This window comes from Cupriavidus basilensis (assembly GCF_000832305.1).
GTDB lineage: Bacteria > Pseudomonadota > Gammaproteobacteria > Burkholderiales > Burkholderiaceae > Cupriavidus > Cupriavidus basilensis_F.
Window position 1 is genome coordinate 1949077 of record NZ_CP010537.1, and the last position, 20161, is coordinate 1969237.

16 protein-coding genes are annotated in these 20161 nt (G+C 67.9%); all 16 read left to right on the top strand.

Features of this window, described 5'->3' with window-relative positions; translation table 11 throughout:
• Positions 1–34: 34 nt before the first annotated feature.
• Positions 35–805: an AraC family transcriptional regulator gene (locus RR42_RS29395; RefSeq protein WP_052495054.1), complete on the top strand. Its 771-nt coding sequence runs from the start codon at positions 35–37 to the stop codon at positions 803–805.
• 118 nt (positions 806–923) lie between these two features.
• Entirely contained in the window at positions 924–1736 is an 813-nt protein-coding gene (locus tag RR42_RS29400; protein WP_043355175.1) for a TIGR03084 family metal-binding protein, read from the top strand.
• Positions 1733–2635, top strand: coding sequence for a phosphatidylglycerol lysyltransferase domain-containing protein (locus RR42_RS29405; RefSeq protein ID WP_043355177.1), 903 nt, complete (start codon positions 1733–1735; stop codon positions 2633–2635). The genes RR42_RS29400 and RR42_RS29405 overlap by 4 nt, the downstream gene beginning before the upstream one ends.
• Before the next feature lie 122 nt (positions 2636–2757).
• Positions 2758–4380, top strand: coding sequence for an acyl-CoA carboxylase subunit beta (locus RR42_RS29410; RefSeq protein WP_043355179.1), 1623 nt, complete (start codon positions 2758–2760; stop codon positions 4378–4380).
• Positions 4381–4446: 66 nt separating this feature from the next.
• A complete protein-coding gene (locus tag RR42_RS29415; protein WP_043355180.1) occupies positions 4447–5601 on the top strand; it encodes an acyl-CoA dehydrogenase family protein in 1155 nt (384 codons plus the stop codon).
• A gap of 39 nt (positions 5602–5640) precedes the next feature.
• A complete protein-coding gene (locus tag RR42_RS29420) occupies positions 5641–7641 on the top strand; it encodes an acetyl-CoA carboxylase biotin carboxylase subunit (protein WP_043355182.1) in 2001 nt (666 codons plus the stop codon).
• An 85-nt stretch (positions 7642–7726) separates the two neighbouring features.
• The gene (locus RR42_RS29425) at positions 7727–8512 is read left to right on the top strand and encodes an enoyl-CoA hydratase/isomerase family protein (RefSeq protein ID WP_043355184.1); all 786 of its coding nucleotides are present in this window, start codon (positions 7727–7729) and stop codon (positions 8510–8512) included.
• Positions 8513–8584: 72 nt separating this feature from the next.
• The gene (locus RR42_RS29430) at positions 8585–10156 is read left to right on the top strand and encodes an acyl-CoA synthetase (RefSeq protein ID WP_052495055.1); all 1572 of its coding nucleotides are present in this window, start codon (positions 8585–8587) and stop codon (positions 10154–10156) included.
• Positions 10157–10259: 103 nt separating this feature from the next.
• Positions 10260–10871 (top strand): methyltransferase domain-containing protein, encoded by a 612-nt coding sequence (locus RR42_RS29435; protein WP_043355186.1) that lies wholly within the window; start codon positions 10260–10262, stop codon positions 10869–10871.
• Between the two features lie 261 nt (positions 10872–11132).
• Positions 11133–12005: a branched-chain amino acid ABC transporter permease gene (locus RR42_RS29440; protein ID WP_043355187.1), complete on the top strand. Its 873-nt coding sequence runs from the start codon at positions 11133–11135 to the stop codon at positions 12003–12005.
• Positions 12006–12012: 7 nt separating this feature from the next.
• Positions 12013–13089, top strand: a complete 1077-nt coding sequence (locus RR42_RS29445) for a branched-chain amino acid ABC transporter permease (protein ID WP_043355188.1) — start codon at positions 12013–12015, stop codon at positions 13087–13089.
• A 10-nt stretch (positions 13090–13099) separates the two neighbouring features.
• The gene (locus RR42_RS29450) at positions 13100–13897 is read left to right on the top strand and encodes an ABC transporter ATP-binding protein (RefSeq protein WP_043355190.1); all 798 of its coding nucleotides are present in this window, start codon (positions 13100–13102) and stop codon (positions 13895–13897) included.
• Positions 13894–14706 carry an ABC transporter ATP-binding protein gene (locus tag RR42_RS29455; RefSeq protein ID WP_419188892.1) on the top strand — a complete coding sequence of 271 codons (813 nt, stop codon included), beginning with the start codon at positions 13894–13896 and terminating at the stop codon, positions 14704–14706. The genes RR42_RS29450 and RR42_RS29455 overlap by 4 nt, the downstream gene beginning before the upstream one ends.
• Positions 14707–14775: 69 nt before the next feature.
• On the top strand, positions 14776–16605 hold the full coding sequence (locus RR42_RS29460; protein WP_043358175.1) for an AMP-dependent synthetase/ligase: 1830 nt from the start codon (positions 14776–14778) through the stop codon (positions 16603–16605).
• Between the two features lie 43 nt (positions 16606–16648).
• Positions 16649–18934: a 3-hydroxyacyl-CoA dehydrogenase NAD-binding domain-containing protein gene (locus RR42_RS29465; RefSeq protein WP_043355192.1), complete on the top strand. Its 2286-nt coding sequence runs from the start codon at positions 16649–16651 to the stop codon at positions 18932–18934.
• Between the two features lie 53 nt (positions 18935–18987).
• A complete protein-coding gene (locus RR42_RS29470; RefSeq protein ID WP_043355194.1) occupies positions 18988–20160 on the top strand; it encodes an ABC transporter substrate-binding protein in 1173 nt (390 codons plus the stop codon).
• The last annotated feature ends 1 nt before the right edge of the window (position 20161 follow it).

Consider the following 20161-nt stretch of genomic DNA (forward strand, 5'->3'; position numbering starts at 1 on the left):
GGGCCTGCCATGCGGGCGCTCGAGCGGAAGCTTCATGTGGATCGACCCCGACCGCGTGCTCTACGTCGGGCTGCTCGGCGCGCCGTCGGTGCGCTCCATCGGCGCCATCCTGCTTTATGTGGCGCTGGACGCGCCGTTTCGCCTGAGCGTGGCGGATGGCGAGTGGGAAACCGCCGAGATCGCCTTCGTGCCGCCCTACGCCGCGCACCGCATCGCCTCCGACAGCCGCAGCCTGTGCGGCTTCCTGATCGAGCCCGAGACCGTCGATATGTCCCGCTTGCCACTGCCGCTGCGCGGTCCGGGCGGCGCGCTGGCAGCGCCGCGGATGGCGCAGCATGCACGCGACCTGATCGCTCAGCTGCGCGGCATGCGGCGGCCAGAGCTGGGCGCCGGGCTGCTCGATGCGCTGTTGCTGGGCGAGCCGCTGGCGCCGCGCTCGCTCGATCCGCGCATCGATGCGGCGGTGCGCCAGATCAAGGCCGACCCGGGTGGGCGTAGCGCCGCCAGCGACCATGCGCGCGACGCCAACTTGTCGTTTTCCCGCTTCCTGCACCTGTTCAAGGAGGAGGTCGGCACGCCGTTCCGCACATTCCGCACCTGGAAGCGCGCCCGCAGCCTGCTGCACTACGTCACCCAGCAGGCCAACCTGGCCGAGGTCGCGCTGGATACCGGCTATCCGGATTCCACGCACTTCAGCCACTCCATCCGCCGCGTGTACGGGCTCAAGCCGCGTGATATCTTTGCGGGTTCGCGCAAGCTCGCGCTGCATGGCCTGCCGCCAATGACTGCCTATCGCCCCGCGTAGCTGGCCGGGCGGCGACCACTTTGCACAAGACCAACGGCGCGCCGCGCGCCAGAATCGAAGCCATAGAACCTCGCCAAGCCTGCCGCCAACGGCAGCCGACGGCAACCGGATACTCCCCATGAAAGCAACCTGTCAGGACCTGCTGGACGAATACCGCGAGCTGGCCGCCCTTTGCGCCACGCTCACCGCCGCGCAATGGCGCGAGCCGAGCGCTTTCCATGACTGGAGCGCCTGGGACGAGATCGCCCACCTGTGCTACTTCGACCAGACCGCGCTGCAGGCTGCCAACGACCCGCAAGCCTTCCTGCGCGACGCGCAAGCGCTCAACGCGCTGATGGCAGGAGGCGGGCATATCAGCGCCGTGGCGCGCGATACCTATGGCCACCTGGACGGCCCCGCCTTGCTGGCGTACTGGCAGCCACTGTACGAGCAACTGGTGCGCACGCTGGCCGCGCTCGACCCCAAGGCCCGCCTGCCCTGGTACGGTCCACCCATGAGCGCCCGCAGCTTTGCCACCGCGCGGCTGATGGAGACCTGGGCCCATGGCCAGGACGTCTGGGATACGGCAGGCCGGGCCCGCGCGCCCACAGCCCGCCTCAAGCACGTCGCGCATATCGGCGCCACCACCTACGGCTGGACCTTCGTCAACCGCGGCGAGCCGGTGCCGGGGCTCGCGCCTTATATCGCGCTGAGCGCGCCCGACGGCAGCGAGTGGACCTGGAACGAACCGCAGCAGGACAACTACGTGCGCGGCAGCGCCGAAGATTTCTGCCTGCTGGTCACGCAGCGCCGCCATCTGGACGATACCCGCCTGCAATATAGCGCCGGGCCGGCCCGGCAATGGCTGGCGCAGGCCCAGTGCTTTGCCGGGCCGCCCGCCAACGGGCCGGCTGCCGGCACGCGCGTGTTGCGCATGGCTTCGGCAGGGTGAACGGCCCCGCAGCGCCCGTTCAGGCCGCGCACGGCGATCCGCTGGTGCCGGCGCTCGCCGCCGGGATCGACGCAGCGCTGCGCCGGCTCAGCGCCGATCCCGGTGAAACCTGCCTCTCCGAGCACGCCTTCGCCAACCTGTACCTGTTCCGGCAAGCGCACGCCTACCGCTATGTCGGCGGCGATTATCCGCATATCAGCGGCGTAACCTATGACGGCGCGCGCCACGTGCTGCCGTTGTTCGCGCTGGAAACCACGCCGGTTGACGTGCTGCGCGCGCTGCTCTGCGAACACGCCTGCTTCTATCCGCTGTCCACGGCCCAGGTCGCGCGGCTCGACCCCGCCATCTTCACCTGGACGGCATCGCGCGCCGACGCCGACTACCTTTATCCCGCCGCCAACTTCACGGCCTATCGCGGCACGACGCTGGCCAAGAAGCGCAACCTGATGAAGCAGTTGCTGGCCACGCATGCCGTCACCGCGCGCGCCTACCACCCGGGGCTGGCCGACCAGGCCCTGGCCGTGCATGAAGGCTGGATGCAAGCCAAGCACAAGGCGCACGGCGAAGCCGACGACACCCCCTGCGTTGAGGCCCTCCAACACGCCGAACGACTCGGCCTGGAAGGCTTCCTGTACGAGATAGCGGGGCAGCCCGTGGGTTTCGTGCTGGCGCAGGAGATCCGCCCAACGGTTTTCGCCATGCGCTTCGCCAAAGGCCTGGCGGCCTGCAAGGGCATCTACCAGTACATGTTCCACCACTTCTGCACGGCGTATCCACGCCCGGTAGCGTGGCTGAATTTCGAACAGGACATGGGGCTGGACAACTTCCGTCAGACCAAGCTTTCCTATGCGCCGAGCGCGTTGCTGCCGAAGTTCAGGGTGCGATTGCGGGTGGGTTGACGGACTTCCGGCGCCGGTCGCACACAGGCGCAAAGCAGCACAGCCAGTTCTCGCAAGACCCTACCGGCTCCCACCCCTACCATGGCTTCACATCGGCGCACCGCCCCGAACAGTGAACCCACATGGCAAATATCGAATCCAGACTCTCCGCCGGCAGTGAAGCATTCCAGGCCAACCGCGCCGGCATGCTGGCACTGCTGGAGCGTATCCGCGCCTTCGAGCAGCGCGCCGCCAGTTTGTCCGCCGCCTCGCGCGAGCGCTTCGAGAAACGCGGGCAGTTGCTGCCGCGCGACCGGCTGGCTTTGTTGCTGGACCCGGGCGCACCGTTTATCGAGTTGTCGTCGCTGGCCGGGCTGGGGCTGGACAACCCAGACCTGGACAAGAGCGTGCCCGGCGGCGGCCTGATCGCGGGCATCGGCTTTGTGTCGGGCCTGCGCTGCATGATCAGCGCCTCGGACTCGGGCATCAACGCCGGCGCCTTGCAACCCAAGGGGCTGGACAAGCAGCTGCGAGTGCAGGAGATCGCGCTCGAGAACAAGCTGCCCTATGTGCAGCTGGTGGAGAGTGCCGGCGCCAACCTGATGACCTACAAGGTCGAGGATTTCGTGCGGGGCGGCAACCTGTTCCGCAACCTGGCGCTCCTGTCGGCCGCCGGGCTGCCGGTGGTGACGGTGACGCATGGCTCGTCCACCGCGGGTGGGGCCTACCAGACCGGCTTGTCGGACTACATCATCATGGTGCGCGGGCGCTCGCGCGCCTTCCTGGCAGGCCCGCCGCTGTTGATGGCAGCGACGGGCGAAGTGGCCACCGAGGAGGAACTCGGTGGCGCCGTGATGCATACCTCGGTCTCCGGCCTGGGCGACTACCTAGCCGAGGACGACCGCGATGCGCTGCGCATCGCCCGCGAGATCCTGGGCAAGATCGACTGGCACCGCGACCAGCCCGCCGCCGCGCCGCGCAGCTACAAGCCGCCGCGCTTCGATGCCGAGGAGCTGCTCGGCGTGATGCCGATGGACCATAAGCGGCCGGTCGACATGAAGGAGGTGATCGCGCGCATTGCCGACGATTCCGACTTCCTGGAGTTCGGCGAGAACTACGGCGGCGCCACCGTGTGCGGCCATGTCAAGATCGAGGGCTGGCCGCTGGGCATCATCACCAACAACGGCCCGATCGATCCGGCCGGCGCGACCAAGGCCACGCACTTTATCCAGGCCTGTTGCCAGTCGCGCACGCCCATCCTCTACCTGAACAACACCACCGGCTTCATGGTAGGCCGCAGCCATGAGGAAGCCGGGATCATCAAGCACGGCTCCAAGATGATCCAGGCGGTGAGCAACGCCACCGTGCCGCAGATCACGATCTATTGCGGCGCGTCGTTCGGCGCGGGCAACTACGGCATGTGCGGGCGCGGCTTCCACCCGCGTTTCTGCTTCTCCTGGCCCAACGCCAAGACCGCGGTGATGGGCGGCGAGCAGGCCGCGCGCACCATGGCCATCGTGACCGAGGCCGCCATGAAGCGCAAAGGCGGGCAGGCCGATGCCGACCAGCTGGAAGCACTGCAGAAAGGCATCGTCGAGCGCTTCGACCGCCAGATGAGCGTGTTTGTCACCAGCGCCCACGTGCTGGACGACGGCGTGATCGACCCGCGCAATACGCGCGCGGTGCTGGCCAATGTGCTGGCGATCTGCCGCGAGGGCGACGCCAGGACGCCGCAAGCCATGCAATTCGGGGTTGCCCGGCCCTGACAGCCACGGACTAGCCACGGACTCAGCCGGAACAGACATGCAAAAGAACGAACGGAGACCAGCGACATGCTACTGACACCCGAACACGAGGCGCTGCGCGCCACCATCAAGCGCTTTATCGCCGAGCAGATCAATCCGCACGTCGACGCCTGGGAAGAGGCCGAGATCTTCCCCGCGCATGAGGTCTTCCGCAAGATGGGCGATCTGGGCCTGCTGGGCCTGTCCAAGCCGGAAGCCGATGGCGGCATGGGCCTCGATTACTCCTACAGCGCGGTGCTGGCGGAGACGCTGTCCGACATCAACTGCGGCGGCGTGCCCATGGCCATCGGGGTGCAGACCGACATGGCCACTCCGGCCCTGGCCCACCACGGCAGCGCGGAGCTGCGCCGCGAATTCCTGGCGCCCGCGATCCGCGGCGAGTACGTGGCCTGCCTGGGCGTCTCGGAGGTGGGCAGCGGCTCCGACGTGGCCTCGATCAAGACCACCGCAAGGCGCGACGGCGACGACTACATCATCAACGGCGGCAAGATGTGGACCACCAATGGCACCCAGGCCGACTTCTGCTGCGTGCTGGCCAATACGTCGGACGCAGCGCCGCACCGCAACAAGACGCTGATCGTGGTGCCCATGAAGACCCGCGGCGTTTCGGTGGCCAAGAAGATCCGCAAGATCGGCATGGACTCGTCCGATACCGCGCAGCTGTACTTCGACGACGTGCGGGTGCCGCAGCGCTACCGCATCGGCGAGGAAGGCATGGGCTTTACCTACCAGATGGAACAGTTCCAGGTAGAGCGCCTGTGGGGCGCGCTCAGCTCCGCCAGCCGATGCGCCAAGGCGATCGACCTCACCATCGAGTACACCCGCGAGCGCAAGGCATTTGGCCGCTCCATCCTGGACAACCAGTGGGTGCACTACACCTTGGCCGAGCTGCAGACCGAGGTGGAAGCGCTGCACGCCCTGTGCTGGCGCGCCGTGGAGATGATGGTGCGCGGCGAGGATGCCACCCGCCTGGCCACCATGGCCAAGCTCAAGGCCGGCCGGCTGTCGCGCGAGGTGGCGGACCGCTGCCTGCAGTTCTGGGGCGGCATGGGCTACGTGCTGGAAAGCCCGATCTCGCGCATTTTCCGGGATGGGCGGCTCACCTCCATCGGCGGCGGCGCCGACGAGGTCATGATGCAGATCCTGTGCAAGTTCATGGGCACCTTCCCCCAGTCGAAGTAAGCGTTCAAAGCAAAAGACAAGAGAGCAGACCAGGCCACCATGAAGCAGCCCACGCCATTTCAAAAGATCCTGATCGCCAACCGGGGCGAAATCGCCTTGCGCGTGATGCGCAGCGCCACCGCGCTGGGCTACCGCACGGTGGCGGTCTACTCCAGCGCCGATGCCGGCGCGCGCCATGTCGAGGAGGCCGGCCAGGCGGTGTATATCGGCCAGGCGCAGCCGGCGCAGTCCTACCTGCGCATCGACGCCATCATCGAGGCAGCGCGGCGTAGCGGCGCCGACGCCGTGCATCCCGGCTACGGCTTCCTGGCGGAGAATGCCGCTTTTGCCCGCGCCTGCCGCGAGGCGGGGCTGGTATTCATCGGCCCGTCGGCCGAGTCCATCGTGGCGATGGGCAACAAGGCCGGCGCCAAGCGGCTGATGATGGCCGCGGACGTGCCGTGCATCCCGGGCTACCAGGGCGAGGACCAGGACGAGGCGCGCCTGTGCGCCGAGGCCGAGCGCATCGGCTTCCCGGTCATGATCAAGGCCACGGCAGGCGGGGGCGGGCGCGGCATGCGGCTGGTGCCGCACGCGCGGGCCTTTCCCGAGCTGCTGCGCAGCGCGCGCTCGGAAGCGCAGGGCGCCTTCGGCGACCCTGAGGTGATCCTGGAGCGGGCCGTGGTGGAACCGCGCCATATCGAGATCCAGATCCTGGCGGACCGCTATGGCAACGCCATCCACCTGGGCGAGCGCGATTGCTCGGTGCAGCGGCGCCACCAGAAGCTGATCGAAGAGGCGCCATCGCCCGCGGTGAGCGCCGAGCTGCGGGCCCGCATGGGCGCCACCGCCGTGGCCGCCGTCAAGGCGATCGGCTACGAAGGCGCGGGCACGCTGGAGTTCCTGCTCGACCGCGACGGCAACTATTACTTCATGGAGATGAACACGCGGCTGCAGGTGGAGCATCCCGTGACCGAGGCCATCACCGGCCTGGACCTGGTGGCGCTGCAACTGCGGATTGCCGCAGGCGAGCCGCTGCCGCTCAGGCAGGAAGACGTGCGCTTTTCCGGCCACGCCATCGAAGTGCGCCTGTGCGCCGAAGACGCCGATCAAGGCTTTATGCCGCAAAGCGGCGAGATTGCACTGTGGCAGGCCCCGCCCGCCTTGCGCGTGGAACATGCGCTGGGCAGTGGCGCCGCAATCCCGCCGTACTACGACTCCATGATCGCCAAGCTCATCAGCTACGGCGGAACACGCGACGAAGCGCGGCGCAAGCTGTCGCAAGGCCTGGAAGACCTGGTGGCGCTTGGCGTGACCACCAACCAGGTGTTCCTTGGCCGCTGCCTCGCCCATCCCGCCTTTGCCGCGGGAGAGGCCACCACCGCCTTCATCGGCCAGCACCAGGACGCGCTGCTGCAGCCCGATGCGGCCTTACGCCAGCGCGCCGCCGCGCTGGCGGCGCTGCTCCTGTATGAAACCTCGCCGGAGCGCCAGCCGGGCGCGCCAGCCGCGAGCCTGGCCCCCACGCTGCCCATCGGCCTGCGCTACCGGGTCAACGGGGCGGAGCATCAGGCCAGCCTGGCATATGGCGCAGGCAATCGCTTCGCGGTTGCCATGGGCGAGTCGCGCTTTGCCTTCGAGACCATCGCCCTAGGCGCGCATTCGGTACGTTTCAGCTGCGATGGCCTGGTCGAGAGCGCCACCTTCCATCGCGACGCCAGCACGCTGCTGCTGCACTACCAGGGCACGCCGCTGCGCATCGAGGACCACACCCGGGCCGCCGCCGCCAGGGCTGGCGAGGCTGCCGGGGACGGCAAGCTGCGCGCGTCGATGAACGGCCGGGTGGTCAACGTGATGGTGGCCGCCGGCGACCAGGTCGAGGCGGGCCAGCCCATGGTCACGCTGGAAGCCATGAAGATGGAGCACATCCACGTGGCCCCGGCCGCCGGCCGGGTCGGCGCCGTGCACGTGCAGGTTGGCGACCAGGCCGCTGCCATGCGCGTGATCGCGGAAATCGAGTTCGAGGCGCCGCCGGCGGAACCGGTCAAGGCTGCCGCCTGAGTCCTCCGAGTGGCCTGAGCCTGTTGCCACGTCACGCGCCAGGCCGAGTTTCAACACACCGACACAGCCTAACCAGCGGAGCACCATGAGCGAATCGGAAACCCCAGCCGTCCTCCATGAAAAACGCGGCGCCGCGTTCTGGATCACCATCAACCGGCCCGACAAGCGCAATGCCATCAACAAGGAAGTCGTGGCCGGCATCCGGGCGGGCTACCGCGCCGCGCACGCAGACCCCGCCATCCGCGCCATCGTGCTGACCGGCGCCGGCGACAAGGCCTTCTGCGCCGGTGGCGACCTGCAGCCGGGCAAGGGCTTTGCCTTCGACCTTTCGCAGCCGAATGTGGACTACGCCGACATGCTGCGCGAATCCCAGCAAGCCACGCTGCCCAGCGTCGCGCGGATCAACGGCACCTGCATGGCCGGCGGCATGGGCTTGCTGTGCATGACCGATATGGCGGTGGCCGCCGACAACGCCGTGTTTGGCCTGCCGGAGGTCAAGGTGGGGGTGTTCCCGATGCAGGTGCTGAGCCTGCTACAAACGCTGGCGCCGCCCCGGCTGGTGCGCGAGTGGTGCATCAGCGGCGAGCCGTTTTCCGCCGCCGAGGCCAAGGCCGCCGGCCTGGTCAACCACCTGGCCGCGCCGGGCGAGCTGGACGCGCGCACCGAATGGCTGGTCGCCCGCGTGGCCGACAAGTCGCCCACCGCGATCCGGCGCGGCAAGTACGCCATGCAAGCCATGGCGTCGATGAGCTTTTCCGAAGGCATCGCCTATACCGAAAGCCAGATCGCGCTGCTGGCGATGACCGAAGACGCACGCGAAGGCCTGGCCGCCTTCAACGAGAAGCGCAAGCCGGTCTGGACCGGCAGGTAAGACAACCGGCGAGGCGCACGCCGGGCGGCGCGCGCTGGCGGTGTCTGCAACGATTGAACGAGGAAGCAGCCTATGAACAGAGCATCGTCGACAGCATCGTCCACCCAAGCGGACAGCGCCGCCTTCCTGGCGCTCGGCATGGCGCAATGGCTGCGCCGCCGCGCTGCGCGCAGCCCCCGCAGCCCCGCGCTGACCTGCGCCGGGCAGACCTGGACCTATGCCGAGCTGGTGGCCGACGCCGGGAAGATGGCCGCCGTGCTGGCGGCGGGCGGCGTCGGACGCGGCCAGCGCGTGGGCTACCTTGGCCTGAACGACCCGCTGTTCCTGGTGACGCAGTTCGCCTGCGCCTGGCTGGGCGCCATCTTCGTGCCGCTTAATTTCCGGCTCACCGGGCCGGAGCTGGCCTTTATCCTCAATGATGCCGGCGTGCATACGCTGTTCGCCGATGAGGACTACGCCGGCCTGATCGATGAAGCGCGCCCGGCGCTGGAGTGCCAGCGCTACCTGCGCCGCACCGACGCGCCGGGCTGGGAAGGCCTGTTGCCGCGGATGGCGCAAGCCGGTGCCGCGCCGCCTGCCGTGCCCACCGATCCGGATGATGTGGCCGCGATCATGTACACCTCGGGCACCACCGGACAACCCAAGGGCGCCATGCTCACGCATGGCAACTTCTGGGCCAACAACCTGAACGTGATGATGCTGAGCGACCTCGCCAGCACCGATGTCGCGCTCAATTTCGCGCCCCTGTTCCATGTTGGCGGCATGTGCTGCGTGAGCTTGCCCATCCTGATGGCGGGCGGCCATCTCGTGCTGCAGCGCAGCTTCGACCCCGCAGCCGTCATGCAGGCGGTGGCCGAGCACCGCGTGACGGTCAGCTTCGCGGTGCCCGCCATGCTGTTGTTCGTCAGCCAGCACCCGGATTTCGCGCAGGCGGACCTGTCCAGCCTGCGCACCATTTCGGTCGGCGGCGCCCCCATGCCCGAGCCGCTGCTGCGCCTGTTCGCCGGGCGCGGCATCCCGGTCAACCAGGGCTACGGCCTGACGGAGACCGCCGCCGCGACGACCTTCCTCGCCCCGGAGCGCGCGCAGGACAAGCTCGGCTCCTGTGGCACGCCGGCCATGATGACCGAAGTCTGCATCCGCGACTTCGACGGCAAGCCACTGACCGAGCCGCAGGCCCGCGGCGAGATCTGCGCGCGTGGCGGCAACATCATGAAAGGCTACTGGAACCGCCCGGACGCCAGCGCCGCGGCGTTCTACGACGGCGGCTGGTTCCGCACCGGCGACGTCGGCTATGTCGACGAAGAAGGCTTCTACTACGTCTGCGACCGCTTGAAGGACATGGTGATTACCGGCGGCGAGAACGTCTACCCGGCCGAAGTCGAAAGCGTGCTGTACGAGCACCCGGCCATTGCCGAAGTCGCCGTGATCGGCGCGCCCGACGAGCGCTGGGGCGAGCATGTGGTAGCCGTGGCGGCGCTCAAGGCGGGCGCCAGCCTGACGCTGGAGGAACTGCAGGCCTTCGCGCAACCGCGCCTGGCGCGCTACAAGCTGCCGCGTGCGTTGCGGGTGGTGGCGGCGTTGCCGCGCAATCCGACGGGGAAGGTGTTGAAGGTCAGGTTGAGGGAGATGGGGCAGGGGTAAGAGGGTAGGAGGTAGGGGGTACGGGTGGAGCATGGCGAAAGAACCAGCAGAACGCAAACCTCCAAACTCGGCTGGGAAATTCTAAAAAACCGCAGGAGCCCCAATGGCAGGACCAACCATCGACTTCTGGCAAGTCCGCTTCGAATCCGGGCAAACCCCTTGGGAGCGCGAAGCCGCCAGCCCGCAACTCCTGGCCTGGCTTGCCCAAGGCGCCATCCAGCCCGGGGAGCGTGTGATCGTGCCCGGCTGTGGCGGTGGCTGGGAAGTCGCCGCGCTGGCCGCGCATGGCGCGCGGGTCAGCGGCATCGACTACGCGCCCGGGGCGCTGGCCCGCACGCTTGCCCGGCTGGCGCCGGGCGGACTGCAAGCGGCCCTGGAACAGGCGGACGTGTTGCATTGGCAGCCGGCCACGCCGGTGGATGCCATCTATGAGCAGACCTGCCTGTGCGCGCTGCACCCCGACCACTGGACCCGTTACGCCGCCCAGCTCCATGGCTGGCTGCGTCCCGGCGCACGCCTGCTGGCGCTGTTCATGCAGATGCGCCGCGACAGCGCAGGCCAGGGCATGGTGGAAGGGCCGCCGTATCACTGCGACATCAACGCCATGCGCGTGCTGTTCCCGGCCCAGCAATGGGAATGGCCCAAGCCGCCGTTTAGCGCTGTCGCGCATCCCAGCGGCGCGTTCGAGCTTGCGGTAGTGCTGGTGCGCCGCTGATCCCCTGGCGGCGCACAGCGCCAGCCGCGTTACCCATGGGTAATCCCCAATCCATATACAGCCAGTCCACACAAGAGCCGCACCGGTAGTTTTGTTACGGTGGCAGCAGTCGCAGCAATCGCAGCAGTCGCAACGCGGCGAAGCGCAAGACGGCACGCATCGCACCCGGTGCCATCGGGCGCGCTTGACTCACCCAATTCCGAGACCGGCCCCTTGCCGCGCACCGCGCGCGGCAAGGGGCGGCCGGCACAGGAGACAAGATTGGAGATCCTGCAATTGACGATCTCGGGGATCGCGCTGGGCTGCATCTACGCGCTGATCGCCCTGGGCTTTGTGCTGATCTACAAGGCGACCGAGACGGTGAACTTCGCGCAAGGCGAGTTCATGATGCTGGGCGCCTTCGCCGGCGTGGTGCTGACCATGCTCGGGTTGCCGCTGGTCCTTGCCGTGCCGTTGACAGTGGCGGGCATGGCTGGCTTCGGCATGCTGGTCGAGCGCCTGGCGATTCGCCCCATCCTGGGCCAGCCGCAGTTCACCGTGGTGATGTTGACCATCGGCATGGGCTACGTGATGCGTGGGCTGATCACCATGGTGCCGGGCATCGGCGCCGGCACGCATACCTTGCCGGTGCCTTACCAGGGCATGGTGTGGCGCACCGGCGCGCTGGTGCTGAGCGTGGAGCAAGTGGCAGTGATCGGCGTCACCGCGGCGCTTTGCGTGGTGCTTTACCTGGTGTTCCGCTACAGCCGCATCGGCGTGGCGATGCAGGCCAGCTCGCAGAACCAGCTTGCCGCTTACTACATGGGCATTCCGGTGCGCCGGCTCAACGGGCTGGTCTGGGGCTTGTCGGCGTCGGTGGCCGCGATCGCCGGCCTGCTGCTGGCGCCCATCACCTTTGTTCACGCCAGCATGGGCATGCTCGGCCTCAAGGCCTTCCCCGCAGCGGTGGTGGGCGGCTTCGGCAGCCTGCCGGGCGCGATCGTGGGCGGGCTGGTGATCGGTGTGGTGGAGTCGCTGGCGGGCTTTTACCTGCCCGAGGGCTTCAAGGACGTCGCGGCCTATGTCGTGGTGCTGATCATGCTGGTGGTCAAGCCGAACGGCCTGTTCGGCGAGAACCTGCGCAAAAAGGTGTAGAGACGCGATGCGATTCCTCTTCAAGACCGACTATCGCCAGGACCTGCGCCTGGCCAGGCACCCGGGCCATATGTTCTGGTACGGCTTGCTGATGGCTTGCCTGCTGATCGCGCCGGGCTGGGCCAGCAGCTACTGGATCGCGCAGCTTGGCTTTGTGCTGATCTACGCCATTGCGGGCCTGGGCCTGATGGTGCTGTCCGGCTACACCGGGCTGCTGTCGATCGGACATGCGGCCTTCCTTGGCGTGGGCGCCTATACGCAGGCCTGGCTGACCAGCCACGGCGTGCCCTTCGTGCCTGCCTTGCTGGCCGCGGCTGCGCTGTCGGCACTGACGGGCGTGGTGGTGGGACTGCCGGCGTTGCGCGTCAAGGGCATCTACCTGGCGATCGCCACCCTGGCCTTCGGCCTGATCGTCGAGGAGATCCTGGCGCGCTGGGAGAGCGTGACAGGCGGCAATGCCGGCCTGCCGGTGGCCGCGCCGCAGCTGTGGGGCTATGTGCTTGACGGGCCGGTGGCGTTCTACTACCTGTCGCTCGCGGTCTGCCTGCTGGCCACGCTGGCCGTGCTCAACCTGCTGCGCAGCGCCACGGGGCGGGCCTTCATCGCCATCCGGGACTCGGAGATCTCGGCGCAGAGCATGGGCATCCACCTGGCGCGCTACAAGACCTTGTCGTTTGCGTTGTCTGCCGCGCTGGTTGGCATCGCGGGGGCGCTGTATGCCCACAAGCTGCGCTATATCTCGCCCGAGCAATTCGGCATTGCCCAGTCGATCGACTTGTTGCTGCTGGTTGTGGTGGGCGGGCTGGGCTCTGTGCATGGCGCGTTTCTTGGCGCGATCTTCCTGATCGTCATGCCGCAGATGATCGTGCTGGCGAAGGATCTCCTGCCGCCTGCCATCGGGCAGGCCAGCGGCATGCAGGCGCTGGTGTACGGGCTGGTGCTGATGGCTTTCGTGCTGTTCGAGCCGATGGGGCTGTATGGGCGCTGGCGCAAGATCCGCACGTACCTGGAACTGTTTCCCTTCTATCGCCAGGGCATGTTCCGGCGCCAGAAGGCCTTCCAGCGCTCCGAGCGCCTGAAATAAGGAGGCCCGCATGACAGACACTCTTCTCAGCGTGCGCGACCTGTCGGTGCGCTTTGGCGGCGTGCTGGCGCTTGGCGGCGTGAGCTTCGATGTGCGGCGCGGCGAGGTCTTTACGCTGATCGGGCCCAACGGGGCCGGCAAGACCACGGTGTTCAACCTGATCAGCCGCATCTATCCACCCACCAGCGGCGAGATCCTGTGGCAGGGCAGCAGCTTGACACGGTTGCCGCCACACGCGATCGCCGCGCAGGGCATCGCGCGCACCTTCCAGAATATCGAGCTGTTCGAGCACGCCACGGTGCTGCAGAACCTCCTGATCGGCCACCACACGCATCGCGCCAGCGGCTTCTGGGCGGACCTGCTGTTTACCCCCGCCGCGCGCCGCTCGGAGCTGGCCGCGCGCCACAAGGCCGAGGAGATGATCGAGCTGCTGGACCTGCAGGCGCACCGCGACGCGCTGGTGGCGGGCCTGCCCTATGGCGTGCGCAAGGTGGTGGAGCTGGCACGGGCCTTGTGCAGCAGCCCGCGGCTGTTGCTGCTGGACGAGCCGTCTTCCGGGCTGAATGTGGAGGAGACCGAGGACATGGCCTGGTGGATCCGCGATATCCAGAGCGAGCTGGGCATCACCGTGCTGATGGTGGAGCACGACATGAGCCTGGTGTCGCGCGTGTCGGACCGGGTGCTGGCGATGAACCAGGGCCAGGTGCTGGCGCAGGGCACGCCTGCCGAGGTCCAGGAGCACCCCGGCGTGATCGAAGCTTACCTGGGGACCGTGGACGACGTAGCCTCACTGCGGAGGGCGGCATGAACCTGATGCAAGGCGCAGACAAGATGCGCGAAATCCAGCACGCGCCAGTGCTCGCGCTGGCCAACGTGGAAAGCGCCTACGGCCCGGTCAAGGCGATCCGGGGCGTGAGCCTTGCCGTGCAGCGCGGCAGCATCGCGACCGTGCTGGGCGCCAACGGCGCCGGCAAGACCACCATCCTCAAGACCATTTCCGGCGTGCTGGACCCGACGCGCGGCAGCATCACCTTCAAGGGCGAGAGCATCGCTGCCATGGATCCGGCCCAGATCGTGCGGCGCGGCCTGAGCCACGTGCCCGAGGGCAGGGAGGTGTTCCCGCTGCTGTCGGTGCGCGACAACCTGCTGATGGGTGCCTATACGCGGCGCGACCGCGACGGCGTGGCGCGCGACATGGAGATGGTCTACGACTACTTCCCGGTGCTGCGCGAGCGTGCCGCGCAGGATGCCGGCCTGCTCTCGGGCGGCCAGCAGCAGATGCTGGCGATCTCGCGCGCGCTGATGGCCGCGCCGGAGCTGATCCTGCTCGACGAGCCCAGCCTGGGCTTGTCGCCAAAGCTCACCAAGGACATCTTCGAAATCGTGGTGCGCATCAACCGCGAGCGCGGCACCACCATCTTGCTGGTGGAGCAGAACGCCAATATGGCGCTCAACGCGGCGGACTATGGCTATGTGCTGGAGAACGGCCGCATCGTGGCCGAGGACACCTGCGCCGTGCTGCGCGAGAAGGACGACATCAAGGAGTTCTACCTGGGCATGAAGGACAACGGCGTGCGCGGCGAGCGCCGCTGGAAAAAGCGCAAGACCTGGCGCTAGCGCGCTAACCGATCACCAAGTCGAGAGCAATCAATGGCAAAGGCAATGACAATGGCGACGGCGCACACCATGCAGCCCCTTTCCGAAGCGGCATTCGAGACCCTGCCGCAGATGTTCTGGCACGCCGTGGCCCAGCGCGCCGACGCCGTGATGATGCGGCAAAAGGACCTCGGCGTCTGGCGCAGCTATCGCTGGCGCGAAGTGGGCGAGATCGTGGCCGATGTCGCCGCCGGCCTTGCCGAGCTGGGCCTGCAGGCAGGCGAGGTGGTGTCGGTGCTGTCCAGCACCAACCGCGAATGGGTGTGGAGCGACCTTGGCGCGCTCACCGCCGGTGCGGTGGTCAGCGGCATCTATCCCACCGACTCGCCTTCGCAGGTGGCGTATCTTTGCCACGACTCGGGCAGCGTCATGCTCTTCGCCGAGAACGAGGAGCAGCTCGACAAGTACCTGGAGGTGCGCGAGCGCCTGCCACGGCTGCGCAAGGTGATCGTGTACGACATGGAAGGGCTGGCCGGCTTCGATGACCCCGGCGTGCTCAGCTTTGACGCGCTGCTGGCGCTCGGCAGGCAAGCGCGGGCGCGGCAGCCGGGGTTGGTGGCGGCGCGGCTGGCCGCCGGCAGCGCCGACGCGCTGGCGGTGCTGGTCTATACCTCCGGCACCACGGGACGGCCCAAGGGCGCGATGTTGTCGCACCGCAATGTGCTGCGCAGCTGCCTGACGCTGCGCGAGTTCCTCCCGGCCACCACCATCGGCGAGCGCATGGCCTTCCTGCCGCTGTGCCACGTCTCGGAGCGGATCTTCGGCGAGTACTACTCGATCCTGTCCGGTGCCGTCGTCAACTTTGTCGAGAACCCCGACACCATCTTCGACAACATTCGCGAGATCCAGCCCGACGCCTTCCTGGCGGTGCCGCGGGTGTGGGAGAAGCTGTATTCCAGCGTGACCATCGCGGTCCGGGAAGCGACCCGCCTGCAGCGCTGGGCCTATGACTGGGCGCTGGCCGCCGGGCAGGCCCGCGTGCGCGAGGACGGGCAGGCAACGGTGTTGCCTCTGGCCGCGCGCCTGAAGCTCTGGCTGGCCGATACGCTGGTGCTGGGCAACGTGCGCCGCATGATGGGCCTGAACCGCGTGCAGCTGGCGGTGACCGGCGCGGCGCCGATCTCGCCCGACCTGATCCGCTGGTATATGGCGCTGGGCATCGTGCTGCACGAGCTCTGGGGCATGACCGAGATCACCGGCGCGGCTACCTGCAACCCGCCCGGGCGGACGCGCCCGGGCAGCATCGGCATTGCCTTGCCGCATACCGAGGTGAAGGTCTCGCAGGAAGGCGAGCTGCTGGTGCGGGGCCCGCAGGTCTTCATGGGCTACCTGAACCTGCCCGCCAAGACCGCCGAGACCATGGCCGATGGCTGGCTGCGCACGGGCGACGTGGGCCGGGTGGACGAGCAGGGCTACTTCTATATCACCGATCGCATGAAGGACCTGATCATCACCGCCGGCGGCAAGAACGTCACGCCATCCGAGTGGGAGAACCAGCTCAAGTTCAGCCCCTATGTGACCGACGCCGTGGTGATCGGAGACCGCCGGCCCTACCTGAGCTGCCTGGTGATGATCGACCAGGACAACGTGGAGCAGTGGGCGCAGGAACACGATGTGCATTTCTCCGACTACGGCTCGCTGTGCCGCAGCAAGGAGGTGATCGCGCTGGTGGGTCAGGAGATCGACCGTGTCAACAAGCAGTTCGCACGGGTCGAGCAGATCAAGGCATTCCGGCTGATCGAGACCCGCCTTGGCGCCGAAGATGAGGAACTGACGCCCACCATGAAGCTCAAGCGCAAGCTGGTCAACGACAAATACAGCGCGCTGATCGAGTCGATGTACCTGGCCAAGGTGGCCTGAACCCAAGGTGGCCTGAAAGCAAGCGGCCCCGACAGGAGGCGCCATGAGCGACGCAGACAAAGCGGTTCCCGTCAGCCTGGTCCGGCACGGCCGTATCGGCCTGCTGTGCATCGACCATCCACCGGTGAACGCGCTCTCGGTGGCGACGGTGGCGGGGCTGGATGCCAAGGTGGCCGCCTTCGAGGCCGATTCCTCCCTCGATGGCTTGCTGATCTGGTGCGCGGGCCGGACCTTCGTGGCGGGCGGCGACATCGCCCAGTTCGATGCCCCGGATTTCACGGCTGCGCCTTACAACCGTATCCTGGCCAGGATCGAAGCCAGCGAACGGCTGGTGGTGGCCGTGCTGCACGGCACCGCGCTGGGCGGCGGGCTGGAACTGGCGCTGGCGTGCCATTACCGCGTGGCCGTGCCCGGCACGCGGGTCGGGCTGCCCGAGATCAAGCTGGGGCTGCTGCCCGGCTCGCTGGGCTCCCAGCGGCTGCCGCGCGCCTGCGGGGCGGACCTGGCGCTGGACCTGATGCTGAGCGGGCGCATGCTCGACGCCGAGGCGGCGCTGGCCGCCGGCATCGTCGATGCGCTGGTGCCGGGCGAGCCGTTGGCCGCTGGCCTTCATTTTCTGGAAGGCCTGCTGGAGGGGCTGGCGCCGCCGCGCCGGCTGTCCACGCTGTCCGCGCCTGTTGCCGGGCTCCCGCCGGACTTCTTCGCGCGGGCCTTGCAGCGCGCCACGCAGGAGCGTGCGCGCTATCCCGCGGCAGCGGCAATTGTGCAAGCGGTGGAGGCGGCAGCGACGCTGCCGTTCGCCGAGGGCGAGGCGGTGGAGGCCGCCTTGCTTGCCGCCTGCGTGGCGTCGCCGGAATCGCGGGCGCTGCGCCACCTGTTCTTTGCCGAGCGCCAGGCGGCCCGCGTGCCCGGGTTGCCCTCGGGCATCACGCCGCGCGCGCTGCATACGGCCGGGGTGGTGGGCGCCGGCACCATGGGCAGGCGCATCGCCATGAGCCTGGCGGACGCCGGCTTGCCGGTAACGCTGGTCGAGGCCAGTGGCGCGGCGCTGGCCGAGGGCCTGGCGTCCGTGCGCGCCCAGTACGAGGCCAGTGCCGCGGCCGGGTGGCTACAGCCCGATCAGGTGGCCAGGCGCATGGGCCTGATTGCCGGCACGCTGGACTACGGCGCACTGGCCGGCTGCGAACTGGTGATCGAAGCGGTGGTGGAGGACATGGCGCTCAAGCAGCAGGTGTGCGCCCGTCTCGGCCAGACCTGCAAGCCCGGGGCAATCATTGCCACCAATACCTCCACGCTGGACGTGGAGGTGCTGGCCGAGGCCTGCGGCCGGCCGCACGATTTCGCCGGGCTGCATTTCCGCAACCCGGCCAATGGCGGGCGGTTGATCGAAGTGGTGCGCGGCAGCGCCACCGCGCCGGATGTGCTGATGACGGCCATGCACCTGGCCCGGCGGCTCGGCAAGGTGGCGGTGGTGACGGGCGTGTGCTTCGGCTTTATCGGCAACCGCATGGCCGAAGCCTACCTGCGCGAGAGCGAGTTCCTGCTCATGGAGGGCGTGAGCCCGGCGCGGCTGGATGCCGTGATGCAGGCTTACGGCATGGCGATGGGGCCGTGCCGCATGCTGGACCTGGCCGGGATCGACACGGGCGCCAGGATCGTGCTGGAGTACGGCAAGGCCGGGGGGCTGCCGCCGGATCCCGCCTATCGCGCGGTGGTGCGTACGTTGTTCATGCTGGGACGGCTCGGCTGCAAGAGCGGCGCGGGCTACTACCGCTATCCGGACGGCGAGCCGGTGGCGGACCCGGAGACCGAGCGCATCTGCGCCGCGCTGGGCCGCGCGCACGGCATCGCCCGGCGCACCGACATGACCGATGCCGAGATCATCGAGCGCCTGATTTTTCCGCTGATCAACGAGGCCGCCAAGCTGCTGGAGGAGGGCGTGGCCTGCCGGCCCGCAGACATCGACATGGTGTGGACCGCCGGCTATGGCTTTCCCGATTATCTCGGGGGCCCTGTGTGGCAGGCGGACAGCATTGGCCTGCCCCGCGTCAAAGCCGGGCTGGAGCGCTACGCCCGCCTGCGCGGCAATCCTTACGACTACTGGGACATCTCCCCCTTGCTGGCGGCGCTGGCGCAAAGCGGGCAGCGCTTGTCCGACTGGTCCGCACCGCCGCCCGCAGCCGAAGCCCCAGCCGATGCCGCGGCACCGGGCGGCCAGGCACAGGGCCATGCGCCTATCTCCCATGCGCCTATCTCATTTCCGCCAGACTCGCGGTCCGTGCAAAGCAGGATCCAGTCGGGACCCAAGCCGCCGCAGAGCGTGCATTGAAGCCAAGGCAAACCACCAAGAAAGCAACGAACCGATAAGACAAGGAGACAACCATGATCTTGAAGACCACCATCGCCGCCATTGCGCTCGCGCTCAGCGCCGGCGCGAGCGCGCAGACGCGCGGCGTCACCGACAAGGAAATCGTGCTCGGCCTGATCACCGATATGTCAGGCCCGATCGTCAACTACGGCAAGGAGTCGCGCAACGGCATGACCATGGCCGTGGAAGAGATCAACGCCCGCGGCGGCGTGCAGGGCCGCAAGTTGCGGGTGGTGGTGGAAGACAATGGCTACGAGCCCAAGCGCGCCGTGCTGGCCGCGCAGAAGCTGGTCACGCAGGATGGCGTGTTTGCCATCATCGGCCACCTGGGCACCGCGCCCAATATGGCCACGCTGCCGTTCCTGGTGCAAAGCAAGGTCTTCAACTTCATGCCGCAGAGCGCCGCGCGCGACATGTATGAGCCGGCCAGCCCATACAAGATCGCGCTGGGACCGTCCAACTTCCTGATGTCCACCACCATCATGGATTACTTCTTCAAACAGAAGCCCTACCAGCGGGTGGGCGCGCTGTACCAGGACGACGACTACGGGCGGGAATCCGTGGAAGGCGTGCAGGCCTATCTCAAGAGCCGGAACATGACCCTGGTGGAGAAGGTGTCGTACAAGCGCGGCGCCACCGATTTTTCCTCGCAGATGGCGCGGCTCAAGGCGGCCAACTGCGACCTGGTGTTCAACGCCTCCACGATGCGCGAGTACATCGCCTCCGTCCAGGAAGCGCGCAAGATCGGCTTCAACCCGGTCTTCGCCGGCACCTCGGCCAACTACGCGCACCAGGTGCCATTGCTGGGCGGCAAGGCCATGGAAGGCCTGCATGCGGCAGCCTTCATCATGCTGCCCTATGCGGACGATGCAAACCCGGCGGTACGGCAATGGGTAGCCGCCTACAAGAAACGCTTCAATGAAGACCCGGGCGTGTACTCGATGTTCAGCTACTACGCCTACACCACCTTCGCCACCATTGCCGACAAGGCCGGGCGCAACCTGAGCGCGGAGTCCTTCAATGCCGCCATGGAGTCGACCAAGCTACCGCAGGACGCGCTGGGCAACCCGGGTTTCAATGTCTCCGCCAGCAACCGCCTGAGCAACGACCGCATCCGCATCATGAAGGTGGCTGGCGACAAGTGGATCCCGGCCAGCGACCTGCTTGCGCCGCCCAAGATGAACTGAG

Coding starts and splice junctions, on each gene's coding strand:
- RR42_RS29395 (WP_052495054.1), top strand. CDS start 35: ATGTGGATCGACCCCGACCGCGTGCTCTACGTCGGGCTGCTCGGCGCG.
- RR42_RS29400 (WP_043355175.1), top strand. CDS start 924: ATGAAAGCAACCTGTCAGGACCTGCTGGACGAATACCGCGAGCTGGCC.
- RR42_RS29410 (WP_043355179.1), top strand. CDS start 2,758: ATGGCAAATATCGAATCCAGACTCTCCGCCGGCAGTGAAGCATTCCAG.
- RR42_RS29415 (WP_043355180.1), top strand. CDS start 4,447: ATGCTACTGACACCCGAACACGAGGCGCTGCGCGCCACCATCAAGCGC.
- RR42_RS29420 (WP_043355182.1), top strand. CDS start 5,641: ATGAAGCAGCCCACGCCATTTCAAAAGATCCTGATCGCCAACCGGGGC.
- RR42_RS29425 (WP_043355184.1), top strand. CDS start 7,727: ATGAGCGAATCGGAAACCCCAGCCGTCCTCCATGAAAAACGCGGCGCC.
- RR42_RS29430 (WP_052495055.1), top strand. CDS start 8,585: ATGAACAGAGCATCGTCGACAGCATCGTCCACCCAAGCGGACAGCGCC.
- RR42_RS29435 (WP_043355186.1), top strand. CDS start 10,260: ATGGCAGGACCAACCATCGACTTCTGGCAAGTCCGCTTCGAATCCGGG.
- RR42_RS29445 (WP_043355188.1), top strand. CDS start 12,013: ATGCGATTCCTCTTCAAGACCGACTATCGCCAGGACCTGCGCCTGGCC.
- RR42_RS29450 (WP_043355190.1), top strand. CDS start 13,100: ATGACAGACACTCTTCTCAGCGTGCGCGACCTGTCGGTGCGCTTTGGC.
- RR42_RS29455 (WP_419188892.1), top strand. CDS start 13,894: ATGAACCTGATGCAAGGCGCAGACAAGATGCGCGAAATCCAGCACGCG.
- RR42_RS29460 (WP_043358175.1), top strand. CDS start 14,776: ATGCAGCCCCTTTCCGAAGCGGCATTCGAGACCCTGCCGCAGATGTTC.
- RR42_RS29465 (WP_043355192.1), top strand. CDS start 16,649: ATGAGCGACGCAGACAAAGCGGTTCCCGTCAGCCTGGTCCGGCACGGC.
- RR42_RS29470 (WP_043355194.1), top strand. CDS start 18,988: ATGATCTTGAAGACCACCATCGCCGCCATTGCGCTCGCGCTCAGCGCC.